The organism is Streptomyces sp. NPDC017943, assembly GCF_044328425.1.
Taxonomy (GTDB): Bacteria; Actinomycetota; Actinomycetes; order Streptomycetales; family Streptomycetaceae; genus Streptomyces; species Streptomyces djakartensis_A.
In genome coordinates this window covers 936,606-951,575 of sequence record NZ_JBIRHH010000002.1, presented here as the reverse complement: position 1 = coordinate 951,575, position 14,970 = coordinate 936,606, and the positions used below count along the sequence as shown (strand labels likewise).

Genomic DNA, 14,970 nt, shown 5'->3' with positions numbered 1-14,970 from the left:
GACCGTGGGACAGCCCACCCCCGCCTCCCCGTCCTCCTCGGCCGCCGACTGGTGGCGCTCCGCCGTCATCTACCAGGTGTACGTCCGCAGCTTCGCCGACGGCGACGGTGACGGCACCGGCGACCTCGCGGGCGTGCGTGCCCGGCTGCCCCATCTCGCCGAACTCGGCGTCGACGCACTGTGGTTCACGCCCTGGTACCTGTCCCCGATGAAGGACGGCGGCTACGACGTCGCCGACTACCGGATGATCGACCCGGCGTTCGGCACCCTCGCCGAGGCCGAGAAGCTCATCGCCGAAGCGCTGCACCTGGGCATCCGCACCATCGTCGACATCGTCCCGAACCACGTCTCCGACCAGCACCCCTGGTTCCGCACCGCCCTCGCGGGCGGCCCCGAGCGGGAGCTGTTCCACTTCCGCCCGGGCCGGGGCGCCGGCGGCGAGCTGCCGCCCAACGACTGGCGCTCGGAGTTCGGCGGCCCCGCCTGGACCCGCGTCGCCGACGGCTCCTGGTACCTCCACCTGTTCGCCCCCGAGCAGCCCGACCTGAACTGGGCCCACCCGGCGGTCCGCCGTGAGCACGAGGACGTCCTGCGGTTCTGGATGGAGCGCGGTGTCGCCGGAGTGCGCATCGACTCCGCCGCGCTGCTGGCCAAGGACCCCCGGCTGCCCGACTTCGTCCAGGGCCGCGACCCGCACCCCTACGTCGACCGCGACGAACTGCACGACGTCTACCGCTCCTGGCGGGCCGTCGCCGACGAGTACGGCACCGTGTTCGTCGGCGAGGTCTGGCTGCCGGACACCGAGCGCTTCGCCCGCTACCTGCGCCCCGACGAACTGCACACCGCCTTCAACTTCTCCTTCATGACCTGCCCCTGGGACGCGGGACGGCTGCGCCGCTCCATCGACGAGACCCTGGCCGAGCACGCCCCGGTGGGCGCGCCCGCCACCTGGGTGCTGTGCAACCACGACGTGACCCGCACCGTCACCCGCTACGGCCGCCGGGACACCGGGTTCGACTTCGCCACCAAGGCCTTCGGCATCCCCTCCGACCCGGAACTGGGCACCCGCCGGGCACGCGCCGCCGCCCTGCTGTCCCTGGCCCTGCCCGGCGCCGTCTACGTCTACCAGGGCGAGGAACTGGGCCTGCCCGAGGCCGAGATCCCCCCGGACCGCATCCAGGACCCGATGCACTTCCGCTCCGGCGGCACCGACCCGGGCCGGGACGGCTGCCGTGTGCCGCTGCCCTGGACGGCCGGGGCACCGCACGCCGGGTTCGGCGGCGAGCCGTGGCTGCCGCAGCCCGAGGACTGGGCCGCGTACGCCGCCGACCGGCAGGCCCGCGACCCGGAGTCGATGCTCCGTCTGTACCGGGAGGCGATCCGGCTCCGCCCCGTCTTCGGCGACGGCCCTCTCACCTGGCTTCCGGCCCCCGGCGGCGTGCTCGCCTTCGGCCGGGCGGACGCCCTGTGCCTGGTGAACCTGTCCGGCACCCCCGTCACCCTGCCCGCCCGTGCACGACTGCTCCTCGCCAGCGGCCCGCTGGACGCCGAGGGGCGGCTGCCCGAGGACACCGCGGTCTGGCTGCGCGCCTGAGACCGCGGCAACGCGCTATCCCCGTACCCCCACCACGAAGGGATCAGCACATGCACACCCAGCAGACTGTCAGGAGCATGCCAGCCCTGGCGACGGCCGTGGTGCTCGCCGCCGGAACCCTCGTCGCCCTCGCCCCCACCCCGGCGCAGGCCGCGGCGGGCGCCACCCTGCCGTTCACGTCGGTCGAGGCCGAGTCGGCGGCCGGCACCGGCTCCCGGATCGGCCCCGATCACACCCAGGGCACCCTCGCCTCCGAAGCCTCGGGACGCCAGGCCGTGCGCCTCGCACCCGGGCAGCGCGTCGAGTTCACGGTGCCCCGCACGGCCGACGCGGTGAACGTCGCCCACAGCGTCCCCGACGGCCAGTCCGGCTCGCTCGACGTGTACGTCAACGACCGCAAGCTCGCCCGGACCCTGCCGGTGACCTCGAAGTACTCGTACGTCGACACCCCCTGGATCCCCGGTGCGAAGACGCACCACTTCTACGACAACGCCCGGATGCTGCTCGGGGAGACCGTCCGGGCCGGCGACAAGGTCGCCTTCCAGGCCACGAACGTCCAGGTGACCGTGGACGTGGCCGACTTCGAGCTTGCGGCCGGGCCCGCGTCCCAGCCGGCGGGGTCGGTGTCCGTCACCTCCAAGGGCGCCGACCCCAGCGGCCGGGGCGACTCCACCCAGGCCTTCCGGGACGCCATCACGGCGGCCCGGGGCGGGGTGGTGTGGATCCCGCCGGGGGAGTACCGGCTGACCCAGTCCCTGGGCGGCGTGCAGGACGTCACCCTCCGGGGCGCCGGGCACTGGCACTCCGTGGTGCGCACCTCCCGCTTCATCGACCAGTCCGGTTCCGCCGGGAACGTCCACATCGAGGACTTCGCGGTGATCGGCGAGGTCACCGAGCGCGTCGACTCCACCCCGGACAACTTCGTCAACGGCTCGCTCGGGCCGAACAGCTCCGTCTCCGGCATGTGGCTGCAGCACCTGAAGGTCGGGCTGTGGCTGATGGGCAACAACGACAACCTCGTCGTCGAGAACAACCGCTTCCTCGACATGACCGCCGACGGACTCAACCTCAACGGCGGCGCCCGCGGCGTGCGCGTCCGCCAGAACTTCCTGCGCAACCAGGGCGACGACGCGCTCGCCATGTGGTCGCTGAACGCGCCGGACGTCGACAGCAGCTTCGAGAACAACACCATCACCCAGCCGAACCTCGCCAACGGCATCGCGATCTACGGCGGCACCGACATCACCGTGCGCGGCAACCTCGTCTCCGACACCAACGCGCTCGGCAGCGGCATCGCCATCTCCAACCAGAAGTTCCTCGACCCCTTCCACCCGCTCGCCGGGACCATCACGGTCGACGGCAACACCCTCGTGCGCACCGGCGCGATGAACCCCAACTGGAACCACCCCATGGGCGCCCTGCGCGTCGACTCCTACGACAGCGCCATCGGGGCGCAGGTGCGCATCACCGACACGACCGTCACCGACAGCCCATACAGCGCCTTCGAGTTCGTCTCCGGCAGCGGGCGCGGCTTCGCGGCGAGGAACATCACCGTCGACGGGGCGACCGTGCGCAACACGGGCACGGTCGTCGTCCAGGCCGAGACCCAGGGCGCCGCCACCTTCCGCAACGTCACCGCCTCCGGTGTCGGCGCCGCGGGTGTCTACAACTGCCCCTACCCGAACGGCTCGGGCACCTTCACCCTCACCGACGGCGGCGGCAACTCCGGCTGGAGCAGCACCTGGTCGGACTGCGACAGCTGGCCGCAGCCCGGTCAGGGCAACCCCGACCCGGACCCGGACCGCAACCTCGCCAAGGGCCGCCCGGCCACGGCCACCGGCTCCCAGGACGTCTACACGCCCGGCAAGGCGGTCGACGGTGACGCGAACACCTACTGGGAGTCGGCCAACCGCGCCTTCCCGCAGTCCCTGACCGTCGACCTCGGCTCCGCCCAGGCGGTCCGGCGCCTGGTGCTCAAGCTGCCCCCGCAGGCCGCCTGGCAGGCCCGCACGCAGACGCTGTCGGTGCTCGGCAGCACGGACGGTTCGGCGTGGTCGACGGTGGTGGCCGCGAAGGACTACCGCTTCGACCCGGCCACCGGCAACACCGCCACGGTCACCCTGCCCGCCGGTACCGGCCTGCGCCACCTGCGCCTCCAGGTGACGGCCAACACCGGCTGGCCCGCGGCCCAGTTCAGCGAGGTGGAGGCGTACCTGTCCTGACCTGCCCGCACGCCCCGCGCCCCTGCCGCCCCGGACGCACGAGGCGGCGGGAGGCGGGGCCCGCGCGCTCACGGCAACGGCCCTCAGCGCCGCAGCGGAGCGTGAGCCGTCTCCGGCAGCCGCAGGTACACCAGCGACGATCCCAGGCAGATCGCGGCGACGTACCAGGGGAACAGGCCCGCGTGGCCCAGTTCCTTGAACAGCGTGCCCAGGTAGGGAGCCGTGCCACCGAAGACGGCCACCGTCAGGGAGTAGGGGAAGCCGATGCCCGCCGCGCGGACGCGGGGCGGGAAGATCTCCGCGTTGACGGCCGCGCTGATCGAGGTGAACCCGGTCAGCAGCACCATGCCCGAGCACTGCACGAGCAGCAGCACGGTGAAGGAGTCGCGCAGCGCGTGCAGCAGCGGCACCATGAGCAGGGCGAAGCCCAGACCGAAGAAGAGCAGCAGCGGACGGCGGCCCAGGCGGTCCGACAGCAGCCCGCCGAGCGGCTGCAGCAGGGCGAAGAACGCCAGCGAGAGGGTGCCCGCGAGCAGCGCGTCCGCCTTCTCCACGCCCGCGTCGAGTTCGGCGTACGTCGGCAGGTACGACGTCCAGGTGTAGTAGGCGAGGGTGCCGCCCGCCGTGATGCCGGCGACCAGGAGGGACCCGCGCGGATGCCGGCGCAGTGCCTCGAACAGGCCCGGGCGGGGCGCCTTCTCCCGCTCGGCGCTGCGGGTCTCCTGCGCGCCGCGCCGGACCCAGAAGCCGACCAGGCTCAGGACGGCGCCCAGGACGAAGGGGACCCGCCAGCCCCAGCCGTTCATCCGCTCCTCGCTCAGCGTGCCCACCAGCAGCGTCGCGACGCCGGAGGCGACGAGCTGGCCCACCGTCGTCGAGACGTACTGGAAGCTGGAGAACAGCCCGCGCCGGCCCGGGGCCGCCGACTCCACCAGGAACGTCGTCGAGGCCGCGAACTCCCCGCCCACCGACAGACCCTGCAACAGCCGGGCGAGGACGAGGACCACCGGCGCGAGCACACCCACCGACGCGTACGTCGGAGTGAGCCCCACCAGCAGGCTGCTGCCGCCCATGAGCAGGATGGTGACGGTCAGCGCGGCCCGCCGCCCGTGCCGGTCCGCGACCGCGCCCATCAGCAGCCCGCCCACGGGCCGCATGAAGAAGCCCACCGCGAACACCGCGAACGTCGACAGCAGCGGCACCAGCGAGCTGTCGGCGTCCTTCGGGAAGACCTGGCCGGCGATGTAGGTGGCCAGGAACGTGTAGGCGTACCAGTCGTACCACTCCACCGCGTTGCCCACGGAGGCGGCGAGGAGCTGGCGAACGGGCCGTTTCGTCGGCGGGGGAGCCGTCTGCGTCTGCGTCACGCCCCTCACCCTCCCCCCGGACAGCGCCGCCTCACCCGGCGTACCGGCGACTTTCACACGAGCGTCACCGGCCCCTTCCTCGGCGTTCGGTGTCCCTGAAACACTCCTTCCGCGCGGCTTCCGTCACCCGCCGGCCCTCCCGCACCCCAGGATGAGAGGTCTGTCCTTCATGCCCGACGTCAACCGGCGCCGATTCCTCCGACTCGCGGGGGCCACCACGGCCTTCAGCGCGCTGTCCGCCAGCATCCAGCGCGCCGCCGCCCTCCCGGCGAACCACCGCACCGGATCGATCGAGGACGTCGAGCACATCGTCGTCCTCATGCAGGAGAACCGGTCCTTCGACCACTACTTCGGCACCCTGCGCGGGGTCCGCGGCTTCGGCGACCCGCGTCCGGTCACCCTGGACAGCGGCAGACCGGTCTGGCACCAGGAGAAGGACGGCGCGGAGATCCTGCCGTTCCACCCGGACGCCGACGACCTCGGCATGCAGTTCCTCGAAGGCCTGCCGCACTCCTGGCCCGACGGCCAGCAGGCCTACAACGGCGGCAAGTACGACCGCTGGGTCCCCGCCAAGGGCACCACCACGATGGCCTACCTGACGCGCGAGGACATCCCGTTCCACTACGCGCTCGCCGACGCGTTCACCGTGTGCGACGCCTACCACTGCTCGTTCATCGGCTCCACCGACCCCAACCGCTACTACATGTGGTCCGGGTACACCGGCAACGACGGGACCGGCGGCGGCCCGGTCCTGGACAACGCCGAACTGGGCTACGGCTGGACGACCTACCCCGAGCGGCTGGAGCGGGCGGGCGTGTCGTGGAAGGTCTACCAGGACGTCGGCGACGGCCTGGACGCCCGGGGCTCCTGGGGCTGGATCCAGGACGCCTACCGCGGCAACTACGGTGACAACTCGCTGCTCTACTTCGACACGTACCGCGACGCCGAGCCCGGGGACCCCTGGTTCGACAAGGCCCGCACCGGCACGGACGCCAAGGCCGGTGAGGGCTACTTCGACCGGCTGCGCGCCGACGTCAAGGCCGGCAAGCTGCCCGCCATCTCCTGGATCGCCGCCCCCGAGGCCTTCTCCGAGCACTCCAACTGGCCGTCCAACTACGGCGCCTGGTACATCGCCCAGGTCCTGGACGCCCTCACCTCCAACCCGGAGGTCTGGTCGAGGACCGCCCTGTTCATCACCTACGACGAGAACGACGGCTTCTTCGACCACGTGGTGCCGCCGCTGCCGCCGAAGGACGCCGCACGCGGCCTGTCCACCGTCGACGTCTCGCTCGACCTCTTCCCCGGCGACAGCCGCAGGACGGCCGGCCCCTACGGCCTCGGCCCGCGGGTGCCGATGCTCGTGGTCTCACCGTGGAGCAAGGGCGGCTACGTCTGCTCCGAGACGTTCGACCACACGTCGATCCTGCGGTTCATGGAACGCCGCTTCGGGGTGCGCGAGACCAACATCTCGCCCTGGCGGCGGGCCGTCTGCGGGGATCTCACCGCCGCGTTCGACTTCTCCCGCAGAGATGCCCGGCCCGCAGCGCTGCCCGGCACCGACGCCTACGAGCCGCAGGACCGCGAGCGGCACCCCGACTACCGGCCCACCCCGCCCGCCGACCCGCGCATGCCCCGCCAGGAGCGCGGCCCGCGCCGCACCCGGCCCCTGCGGTACGCGCCGCACGTCGACGCCTCCGTCGACCCCGGCTCGGGCAGGCTCACCCTGACCTTCGCCACCGGGGCGAAGGCGGGCGGTGCCTTCCACGTCACCTCCGGCAACCGCGCCGACGGGCCCTGGACGTACACCACCGAGGCGGGCAAGACCCTCTCGGACTTCTGGAATTCGGCCTACTCGGCGGGCTCCTACGACCTGACGGTGCACGGGCCCAACGGCTTCGTGCGGGTCTTCAAGGGCTCCGGGCGGACGGCCGGCTGCGAGGTCACCGCACGCCACACCGGGGACGACGTCGAACTGACCTTCACCAACAAGGGCTCCGGCACGGCCCGGCTGAAGGTGGCAAGCGGTTACGGCGGCCGGCCCACGGCCGTCACCGTCCGCCCGGGCGCCACGGTGCGCCGCCGCGTGGAGAGCGCCGCCCACCGCTGGTACGACCTGACCGTCACCGACGCGGGCGACGCGGCGTTCCTGCGGCGCTTCGCCGGTCACGTCGAGAACGGCAGGCCGGGCGTCAGCGACCCGGCCATCGTCACCGGCTGACGCCCGTGAGGTGCCCCGGATCGTGCGGCCGGGGCATCCAGCCCGGTTCGGCCGCGGCCGAACCGGGCTCCAGGGCCAGCACGGCGGCCACCGGATGGCCGTCGCCGTGCGGCTGCGGCGCGGGCGCCGCCCGGCTCAGCAGCACCACGCCCCAGGCGGCCAGTCCCGCGCCGCCCAGCGCCAGCAGCACGCCGGCCGGACCGCCCTGGAGGCGCTCGCCCAGCAGCGACAGGCCGATCACCGCGGCGGCCAGCGGATTGGCCAGGGTCACCACGGCCAACGGCCCGCCCAGGCCGCCCTGGTAGGCCGTCTGCGACAGCAGCAGCCCTCCGGCCGCGAACGCCGCCACCAGCAGCGCCACGCCCACGACCTGGATGCTCAGCACCGGTCCGGACCGGTCCGTCGCGGCCACCGTCACGGTCTGCGTCAGCGCGGACGCGACCCCCGAGGCCAGGCCGGAGGCGGTCGCGTGCCGCAGGCCGGGCCGGGCCCCCGGCCGGGACAGCATCCCGATGAGGGCGGCGGTGGCGCCCGCCACGGCCAGCGCCTCGGGCACGCTCAGCACATCGTCCGGGGCCGGGCCGGACGCCGTGACCAGGATCGCGGCGAGACCCAGCAGCGTCAGGGCGGTGCCCCGCCACTCGGCTCCACTCACCCGCCGGCCGGCCAGCCGCGCCCCGAGGGGCACCGCCGCGACCAGGGTGAGCGCGCCGAGCGGCTGCACCACCGTCAGCGGCCCGTACTTGAGCGCCACGACGTGCAGCAGCGCGGCGGCGGCGTTCAGTCCGACCGCGCACCACCAGGCGCCGCGGCCGAGCAGCCGCAGCGGGCCCGAGCCGGAGGAGCGGGAGGCGAGCCGTTCCTGGGCGACGGCCGCGGCCGCGTAGGCGACGGCGGAGACCAGGGACAGGGCGACGGCGACGAGGAGCGCGTTCACCGGCCCGCCCCCACCAGCGTCTGCTCCTCCTGCGGGGCCGCGGCGGGCCGGCCTGCGCCGGTGCGGTCCGGCGCCGGACCCGCCGTGCCTGCCCGGCCCGCGGTGCGGTGCGGGAAGCGGAACGGCAGGAGGGTCCGCACGGACGCGGTCGCGGTCACGGCGGGCACCACCGCGAGGGCCAGTCCCAGCAGGGCGGCGGCGACCAGGGCGTCCAGCCAGTAGTGGTTGGCGGTGCCGACGATCACCAGCAGGGTCAGCGCCGGATGCAGCAGCCACAGCCACCGCCATCGGGACCGGGTCGCGGCGATCACGCCGACCGCCACCATCAGGGCCCAGCCGAAATGCAGCGAGGGCATCGCCGCGAACTGGTTCGACAGGGAGTCCGCCCCGGGGTCGCCGTAGACCGAGGGGCCGAACTCGCGCGCGGTGTCCACCAGGCCGGTGGCGGCGAGCATGCGCGGCGGGGCCAGCGGGAAGAGCAGGTGCAGCACCAGGGCGGCGGCCGTGAGCGCGGCCAGCACCCGCCGGGCCCGCAGGTAGTGGGCGGGGCGGCGCAGGTACAGCCAGAGCAGGAACGCGGCGGTGGCGGGGAAGTGGACGGCCGCGTAGTAGGTGTTCGCCAGGTGCACGACGCCGTCGCCGTGCAGCAGCAGGGACTGCACCGCCCCCTCGCCGGGCAGGTGGAGCGCCCGCTCGGCGTCCCACACGCCGCGCGCGTTGCGGAAGGCCTCACCGGTGTGGCCCGTGGCCAGTTGCCGGCCCAGCTTGTAGACGACGAAGAGACCTGCGACGAGCAGGAACTCCCTGAGCAGCGGTGGCCGCGCTATCGCGTCGGGCCCCGCCGGCGCAGGCTCGGTGCGGGCATTCATCCCCCGGCCCCTTCGGTGACAGTGGTGCTGTTATCGGTACGGCAGCGTACCGATACGCCAGTGTACCGATACGCCGACGTACCGGTACACTGGCGTATCGGTAGACGAAGGACACACCACCGGCCGGGAATGCCGGCCACCCGACGGAAGTGAGGAGCACCGACCATGACGTCGCAGGCTGCGGACGGGCCCGAGCCGGCCGGTACCTCGCGCCGCTCCAAGATCACGCCGGAGCGTGAGCAGGAGTTCTTCGACGCCGTGCTGGAACAGCTCAGGGAGTGCGGATACGACTCCCTCACCATGGAGGGGATCGCCGCCAGCACCCGGTGCAGCAAGTCCACGCTCTACCGTCAGTGGAAGACCAAGCCGCAGTTCGTGGCGGCGGCGCTGCGCTCGTACCGGCGGACGCGCTGCGTCGACACCGGCTCCCTCGCCGACGACCTGCGCGAGGCGGCCCGCATCACGGGCGACCTGTCGGGGCGGGACACCAAGCTGCTGCACGCCCTCACGCACGCCGCCACCCAGGACCCGGAGCTGCAACGGGCCCTGCGGGAGGCGGTCGTGGAACCGGAGATCGCCGCGCTGAAGGAGATCGTCCGGCGCGGGGTGGAACGGGGCGAGGTGCCCGCCGACCACCCGGCGCTGGAGTACATCCCGGCGCAGATGCTCGGCGTGCTGCGCCTGCGGCCCGTGCTGGAGGGCCGGCCCGCCGACCCGGACTACCTGGTGCGCTTCGTGGAGGCCGCGGTGCTGCCCGCGCTCGGCCTCACCTGAGACCCGGGTCGCCGTCCGCCGGATGACCGGACGGCGACCCGATCGCGCCGACCCGTGGGGACGGGGGCGGCGCGCACCCCGCGGCCGGGCGGGGTGCCCCTGTGAGCGGCAGGGGCGCCCCACCCGGCCGTCGCTCCGCGCCGGCGGGGCGGGACGTCAGACGTCCTGGCCGTTGCCGCTGCCGGTCGAGACCTTGATGCCCTCGGTGATGTCGTCGAGGACCCTCTCCTTCTGGTCGGCGTCGACGCCGAACCGCACGACGACCATCAGCTTGGCGTTCGCGGGGGAGGGGAACGCCAGCGACTCGACGATGCCGTCGGCACCCTTGCTCGTGACGGCCTTCCAGCGGACCAGGTAGCCCTTCTGCCCCGCCACGGTCACGGCCCGGGAGGCCAGCACGTCGTGCTGGGTGATCCCGCCGTAGGACTTGCCGCCGTAGGACTCCTCGGCGTTCGCCCCGATGTCCGCCTTCGCTATCTCCTCCGGGGTCGCGCCCTTCGTACCGAGGGCCACGGCCGGGGCCGAGTAGGCTCCGCCCTTCGTGCAGGTCGACGAGGTGTCGCCGGGGCACTTGTAGGAGTCCTCGGACGTCACCTGTGCGCCCGCGTTCCCCTGCTGCCCGTACCAGCCCTCGGGTATCGGCAGGCTGATGCCGCTGACCCGGTCGGTCACGGAGCCGCTCCTGATCTTCGGCGGCTCGGACCGGCGGGGCTGCGGGCTCTTGCCGCCGGGGCCGTCCTCCTCGCCCGGGTTGCCACCCGGTCCCCGTGAGGTGGCCGACGGGCCGCCCGAGCCGTCGTCGGCGGTCAGTGCGTACGTGCCCACGCCGATGCCGGCGAGCACCACGACGGCCGCGGCGACGGCCGCCCCGATCCGCAGCCCGCGGCCCTTGCGCGGCGAAGCACCGCCGGGATGGACCGGATGCCCCGGCGCCGCCGGATACCCGGCCCCGGGCGGGTACGCGCCGCCGGGCGGGTACGGGGCTCCCGGCGGGTAGGCGGCGCCGGGCGGATGGGGGGCTCCCGGTGGGTACGGGGATGCGGACGGGTGCCCGGCTCCCGGGGGGAACGGAGCTGCGGACGGGTGCCCGGCTCCCGGTGGGTACGGGGCTGCGGCGGGGCCGCCGGGGACGGGCGGATACGGCGCTCCGGCCGCCTGACCGGCGTGGGGCAGCTGCCTCCCGGGGCCGGCCGGCTCGCCGGGGGCGGGGGACGGGCCGGGTGTTTCGCCGGCCGCGCCCGGGCCGGCCTGCCCGGTGCCGGCCGGGTCCGCCGATGAGGCGGCGGACGCGGCGGCGCCGCCGTCCGTTCGGCCCGAACTGGCGGCCTCCGACACCCCGGCCCCGGCAGGCCGCTGCCCTGCGGCCGCGCTCCCGGAGTCGCCCCGGTCCTCGGAGCCGGCGTCCTGCCCGGAGGCGGCCGCGCCGCCGGAGGTGGCACCGCTCGCGGAGGGGCCCTTGTCCAGCGAGGGGCCCTCGCCCCCGGACGCGGTCCCGCTCCCCGAGGCGGGCTCGCCCCCCGAGGCGGGCTCCTTCCCGACGGGAGCATTGCCCTCCGCGCGGGGCGCGTCGGCCCCGGTCGTGATGTCCGGCGCCGCCGGGGACGGATCCGGCGCGGCCGGGGGAGCCCAGGACGCGGGCTGCTGCGGGCGGATGCGGTCCGTCCAGGCCCTGCCGTCCCACCAGCGTTCCGTGGCGGGCCCGTCACTTGTCTGTCCGGGATCGGGGTACCACCCGGAAGGAGTCTCGCGCGTCATGCCCCCACCGTATGAGGCGTCGGTGAAAGAGGCATGAGAGGAGCCGGAAGCAATTGTTCCGGCGGGAGCCGGACCGGCCCCCGGGCAACCTGGCGCACCACGCGGGAACGACGGCCGAAAACCGCCGCCTCGACCCGGGCGGGAAGAACGCGAGGGCGGATGAGGGCGCACGCGCTCACGAGGGCCTCGGCCGCGCTGCCGTCCTCCGGTGTGAAAAGCCGTGCCGCGATGATCGTCGCGAAGTGGCCGTGGACGCCGGAACCGTACCCCTCGACGAGAAGCCCGCAGACCCGGCGAGCAGCGCCCGCCGTCCGTCCCCGCGCGGGCCGTTCGCGGTGAATGAACGTCAGCTCCCTTGTTTTTACGCCCTGTTGACCCGAAGGTGGCTGGTGGCGGGCCGGGTGCGTCGCCCGGCTGCACCCGGTGTCACCCGTCACGGCAACAGGTGCCGCGACCACCCTCCACCGAGGCAAGCGGACGGCTAGGCTCGACGTCTGTACGTCGTTCGGGCGACTTGGGGAGGTAGCGGGATGACGGAGGTACGGCCAGCGGCCGCCGCCTCGGCTTCCCTGTGGGAGCGGGACGAGGAAGTCGCCGCCATCGCACAGGCGGTCGACAAACTCTGCACCGACCGTTCCTCGTCCGGCGGGCTGCTGGTCTTCCGCGGCGAGGCCGGACTCGGCAAGACGGCCCTGCTGGCCGAAACCCGCCGCGTCGCCGAGGCGCGGGGCTGCACGGTCTGGTCGGCCCGCGGCGGTGAGACCCTCAGGTCGGTCCCCTTCAACGTGGTGCGGCAGTTGCTCCAGCCGGCCCTGGTGTCGATGCTGCCGGAGGAGGCCCGCGAGTACCTCGGCGACTGGTACGACATCGCCGGACCCGCCCTCGGCATCGCGGACCCCGGTGCCCGGCAGGCCGACCCGCAGGGCGTGTGCGACGGTCTGGTCGCCGCGGTGCGCCGGCTCGCCCGCCGCGACTGGCCGCTCGTGCTGCTGATCGACGACGCCCACTGGGCCGACCAGGAGACCCTGCACTGGCTCGCCGCGCTCGCGGAGCGCCTCGACGAGACGTCCGTCCTGGTCGTCGTCACCCGCCGGCCGGACGACGTCCCCGACGTGAGTGCCCGGCACCTGGAGACCGTCGCCGCGGCCGCCGACGGCCCCGTGGCGACCCTGAGCGCCCTCACCCCGGACGCGACGGCCGGGCTCACCCGCGCCACCCTCGGCCGGCACGCCGACGCCGCGTTCTGCCGCGAGGTGTGGGCCGTCACCGCGGGCAATCCCTACGAGACCGTGGAACTGCTCGCCCGCGTCCAGGACAGCGAAGTGGAACCGGTGGAGGCACGCGCCGGGGAACTGCGCGAACTGAACCGCTCGGCCCGCGGCGGCGGCCTCGTCGCGCGCCTGGAGGAACTGGGCATCGACGCCACGCGGTTCGCCTGGGCCGCGGCCATCCTCGGCACCGGCATCTCCATCGACCTGGTCGCCAAGCTCGCCACCCTGCGGCCGCAGGACGCCCGCCGCTGCGCCGAACTGCTGCGCACCGCCCGCATCCTCACCGAGCCGGACCCGAGCACGGGCCACGCCGCCGACGGGGACCTGGAGTTCGTCCACCCGCTCATCGCGACGGCCGTCTACCACTCCATCCCCGACGCCCTGCGCACCGCGATGCACGGCATAGCGGCCCGCATCGTCACCGACGAGGGCCACGGCGCCGCGGCCGCCGCCCGCCATCTGATGGAGGTGCACCCGGACGACGACGAGGAACTCGTCGGGCAACTGCGCGAGGCGGCCCGCGAGCACCTCGCGGTCGGCGCGCCCGACGCGGCCCGCCGCTGCCTGGAGCGGGCCCTGCAGGAACCGCCCCGGCCCGAGTCGCACCCGCACGTGCTCTACGAACTGGCCCAGGCCACCTTCCTCACCGCGCCCGCCCGCACCATCGGCCATCTGCGCAGCGCGCTCGGCATGCCCGGCCTCGACGGCGACCAGCGCGTGGACGCCGTCTTCCGGCTGTCCCAGGCGCTCCTGCACAACGACCAGCTGGAGGAGGCCGTCCGCACGGTCGAGGCGGAGGCCGCCCGGCTGCAGCCCGGGCCCGCCCGGATGCGGCTCCAGGCCGTGCACTTCATGTGGGAGGGCCTGCACGCGGGCGAGGCCACCTCGCCCGGCCGCTCGCAGCGGCTCGCCGACCTCGCGGGCACCTGCACCGGCCGGGACAACTCCGAACGCGCCCTGCTCATCCTGCGCGGCTTCGATGCCCTGATGCACGGCGAGAACGCGGAGGAGGTCGCCGAACTGTGCGACCGCGCCCTCGTCAACGGCCGGCTGGCGCCCGGCCTCGGCTGGACCGACACCGAGTGGGGCATCGAACTGCTGCTGATGCTGGCCAACGCGTACGCGTTCACCGACCGTCTCGACCGGGCCGAGGCCCTCTACAACGAGGCCCTGCGCGCCTACGAGACGGCCGGGTGGAGCGGCGGCCACCTGGCGCTCGCCCACGCCTACGTCGGGTTGGGCCACCGCAGGCGGGGCCGTCTGCGCGAGGCGGAGGCCTCCCTGCGCGAGTCGCTGCGGCTGGCCGAGCGCGTCGGCCGCGGACTGCCCCTGTACTGGTCCGCGACCTGCAACCTGGTCGACACGCTCCTCGCCCGCGACCACGTCGACCAGGCCTGGGACGTGGCCGAGCGGTACGGCTTCGCCCCGCCGTACCCCTCCACCATCGTGCTGCCCGACCCGCGTTCGGTGCGCGGGCGGCTGCTGCTGGCCGTCGGGCGCACCAAGGACGGCATCAACGAGCTGGAGGCCGCGGAGAAGGCGGCGGCGGCTCGCGGCCACCACAACCCCGTACTCGTCCCCTGGGCCGCGGACCTGGCCCGCGCCCTCAGCACCGAGGACCCCGACCGTGCCGCCCGGCTCGCCGTCGAGGTCCGCCGGCAGGCGGAGCGCTTCGGCACGGACACCGCCATAGGGGAGGCCCTGCGCTGCGCCGCCGCGCTGGAGACCGGCCAGCGGGCGGTCCGGCTCCACGCGCAGGCGGTCGCCTACCTGGAGGCCTCGCCCTGCCAGTACGAGCACGCGGCGGCCCGCATCGAGTACGGCATCGCCGCCCGCTCCGCGAGCGACCTGCGCCGGGGCCTGGACCTGGCGGTCTCCTGCGGGGCCGACGGGCTGGCGGCCCGGGCCCGGGCCGAACTCGACGGCGGAATCGAGTAGTTCGCCGTCGACCGGGTGCGCACGG

Annotated in this window: 9 protein-coding genes and 1 pseudogene; 5 read left to right on the top strand and 5 right to left on the bottom strand. The window is 74.2% G+C overall.

Annotated elements, in window-relative coordinates; translation table 11 throughout:
* The first annotated feature begins 4 nt into the window (after nt 1–4).
* Together ACH4C6_RS09220 and ACH4C6_RS09215 are read left to right on the top strand one after the other, a co-directional pair.
* A complete protein-coding gene (locus ACH4C6_RS09220) occupies nt 5–1,594 on the top strand; it encodes a glycoside hydrolase family 13 protein (protein ID WP_398107882.1) in 1,590 nt (529 codons plus the stop codon).
* 77 nt (nt 1,595–1,671) lie between these two features.
* A complete protein-coding gene (locus tag ACH4C6_RS09215; protein ID WP_398107881.1) occupies nt 1,672–3,816 on the top strand; it encodes a discoidin domain-containing protein in 2,145 nt (714 codons plus the stop codon).
* An 83-nt stretch (nt 3,817–3,899) separates the two neighbouring features.
* Here the strand turns inward: ACH4C6_RS09215 and ACH4C6_RS09210 are convergent, their stop codons facing one another.
* Nucleotides 3,900–5,183 carry an MFS transporter gene (locus ACH4C6_RS09210; RefSeq protein ID WP_398107880.1) on the bottom strand — a complete coding sequence of 428 codons (1,284 nt, stop codon included), beginning with the start codon at nt 5,181–5,183 and terminating at the stop codon, nt 3,900–3,902.
* Nucleotides 5,184–5,352: 169 nt separating this feature from the next.
* Here ACH4C6_RS09210 and ACH4C6_RS09205 point away from each other — a divergent pair, with 169 nt between their 5' ends.
* Nucleotides 5,353–7,401, top strand: a complete 2,049-nt coding sequence (locus ACH4C6_RS09205; protein WP_398107879.1) for a phosphocholine-specific phospholipase C — start codon at nt 5,353–5,355, stop codon at nt 7,399–7,401.
* On the opposite strand, the gene ACH4C6_RS09200 is transcribed toward ACH4C6_RS09205, so the two are convergent.
* Together ACH4C6_RS09200 and ACH4C6_RS09195 are read right to left on the bottom strand one after the other, a co-directional pair.
* The gene (locus tag ACH4C6_RS09200) at nt 7,391–8,338 is read right to left on the bottom strand and encodes a hypothetical protein (protein ID WP_398107878.1); all 948 of its coding nucleotides are present in this window, start codon (nt 8,336–8,338) and stop codon (nt 7,391–7,393) included. The two genes, ACH4C6_RS09205 and ACH4C6_RS09200, sit on opposite strands and share 11 nt — an antisense overlap.
* Nucleotides 8,335–9,207 carry a phosphatase PAP2 family protein gene (locus ACH4C6_RS09195; RefSeq protein ID WP_398107877.1) on the bottom strand — a complete coding sequence of 291 codons (873 nt, stop codon included), beginning with the start codon at nt 9,205–9,207 and terminating at the stop codon, nt 8,335–8,337. Before ACH4C6_RS09195 ends, ACH4C6_RS09200 begins: the two co-directional genes overlap by 4 nt.
* A 165-nt stretch (nt 9,208–9,372) precedes the next feature.
* On the opposite strand from ACH4C6_RS09195, the gene ACH4C6_RS09190 reads away from it, so the two are divergent.
* A complete protein-coding gene (locus ACH4C6_RS09190) occupies nt 9,373–9,981 on the top strand; it encodes a TetR/AcrR family transcriptional regulator (protein WP_398107876.1) in 609 nt (202 codons plus the stop codon).
* Nucleotides 9,982–10,137: 156 nt separating this feature from the next.
* Here ACH4C6_RS09190 and ACH4C6_RS09185 read toward each other — a convergent pair whose 3' ends face one another.
* Both ACH4C6_RS09185 and ACH4C6_RS09180 read right to left on the bottom strand, forming a co-directional pair.
* On the bottom strand, nt 10,138–11,154 hold the full coding sequence (locus ACH4C6_RS09185; RefSeq protein WP_398107945.1) for a hypothetical protein: 1,017 nt from the start codon (nt 11,152–11,154) through the stop codon (nt 10,138–10,140).
* Between the two features lie 501 nt (nt 11,155–11,655).
* Nucleotides 11,656–11,736 (bottom strand): annotated as a pseudogene (locus ACH4C6_RS09180) (DUF2510 domain-containing protein); the annotation flags it as partial.
* A 530-nt stretch (nt 11,737–12,266) separates the two neighbouring features.
* Between ACH4C6_RS09180 and ACH4C6_RS09175 the strand changes: the two are divergent.
* Nucleotides 12,267–14,945 (top strand): ATP-binding protein, encoded by a 2,679-nt coding sequence (locus ACH4C6_RS09175; protein ID WP_398107875.1) that lies wholly within the window; start codon nt 12,267–12,269, stop codon nt 14,943–14,945.
* Nucleotides 14,946–14,970: the final 25 nt, after the last annotated feature.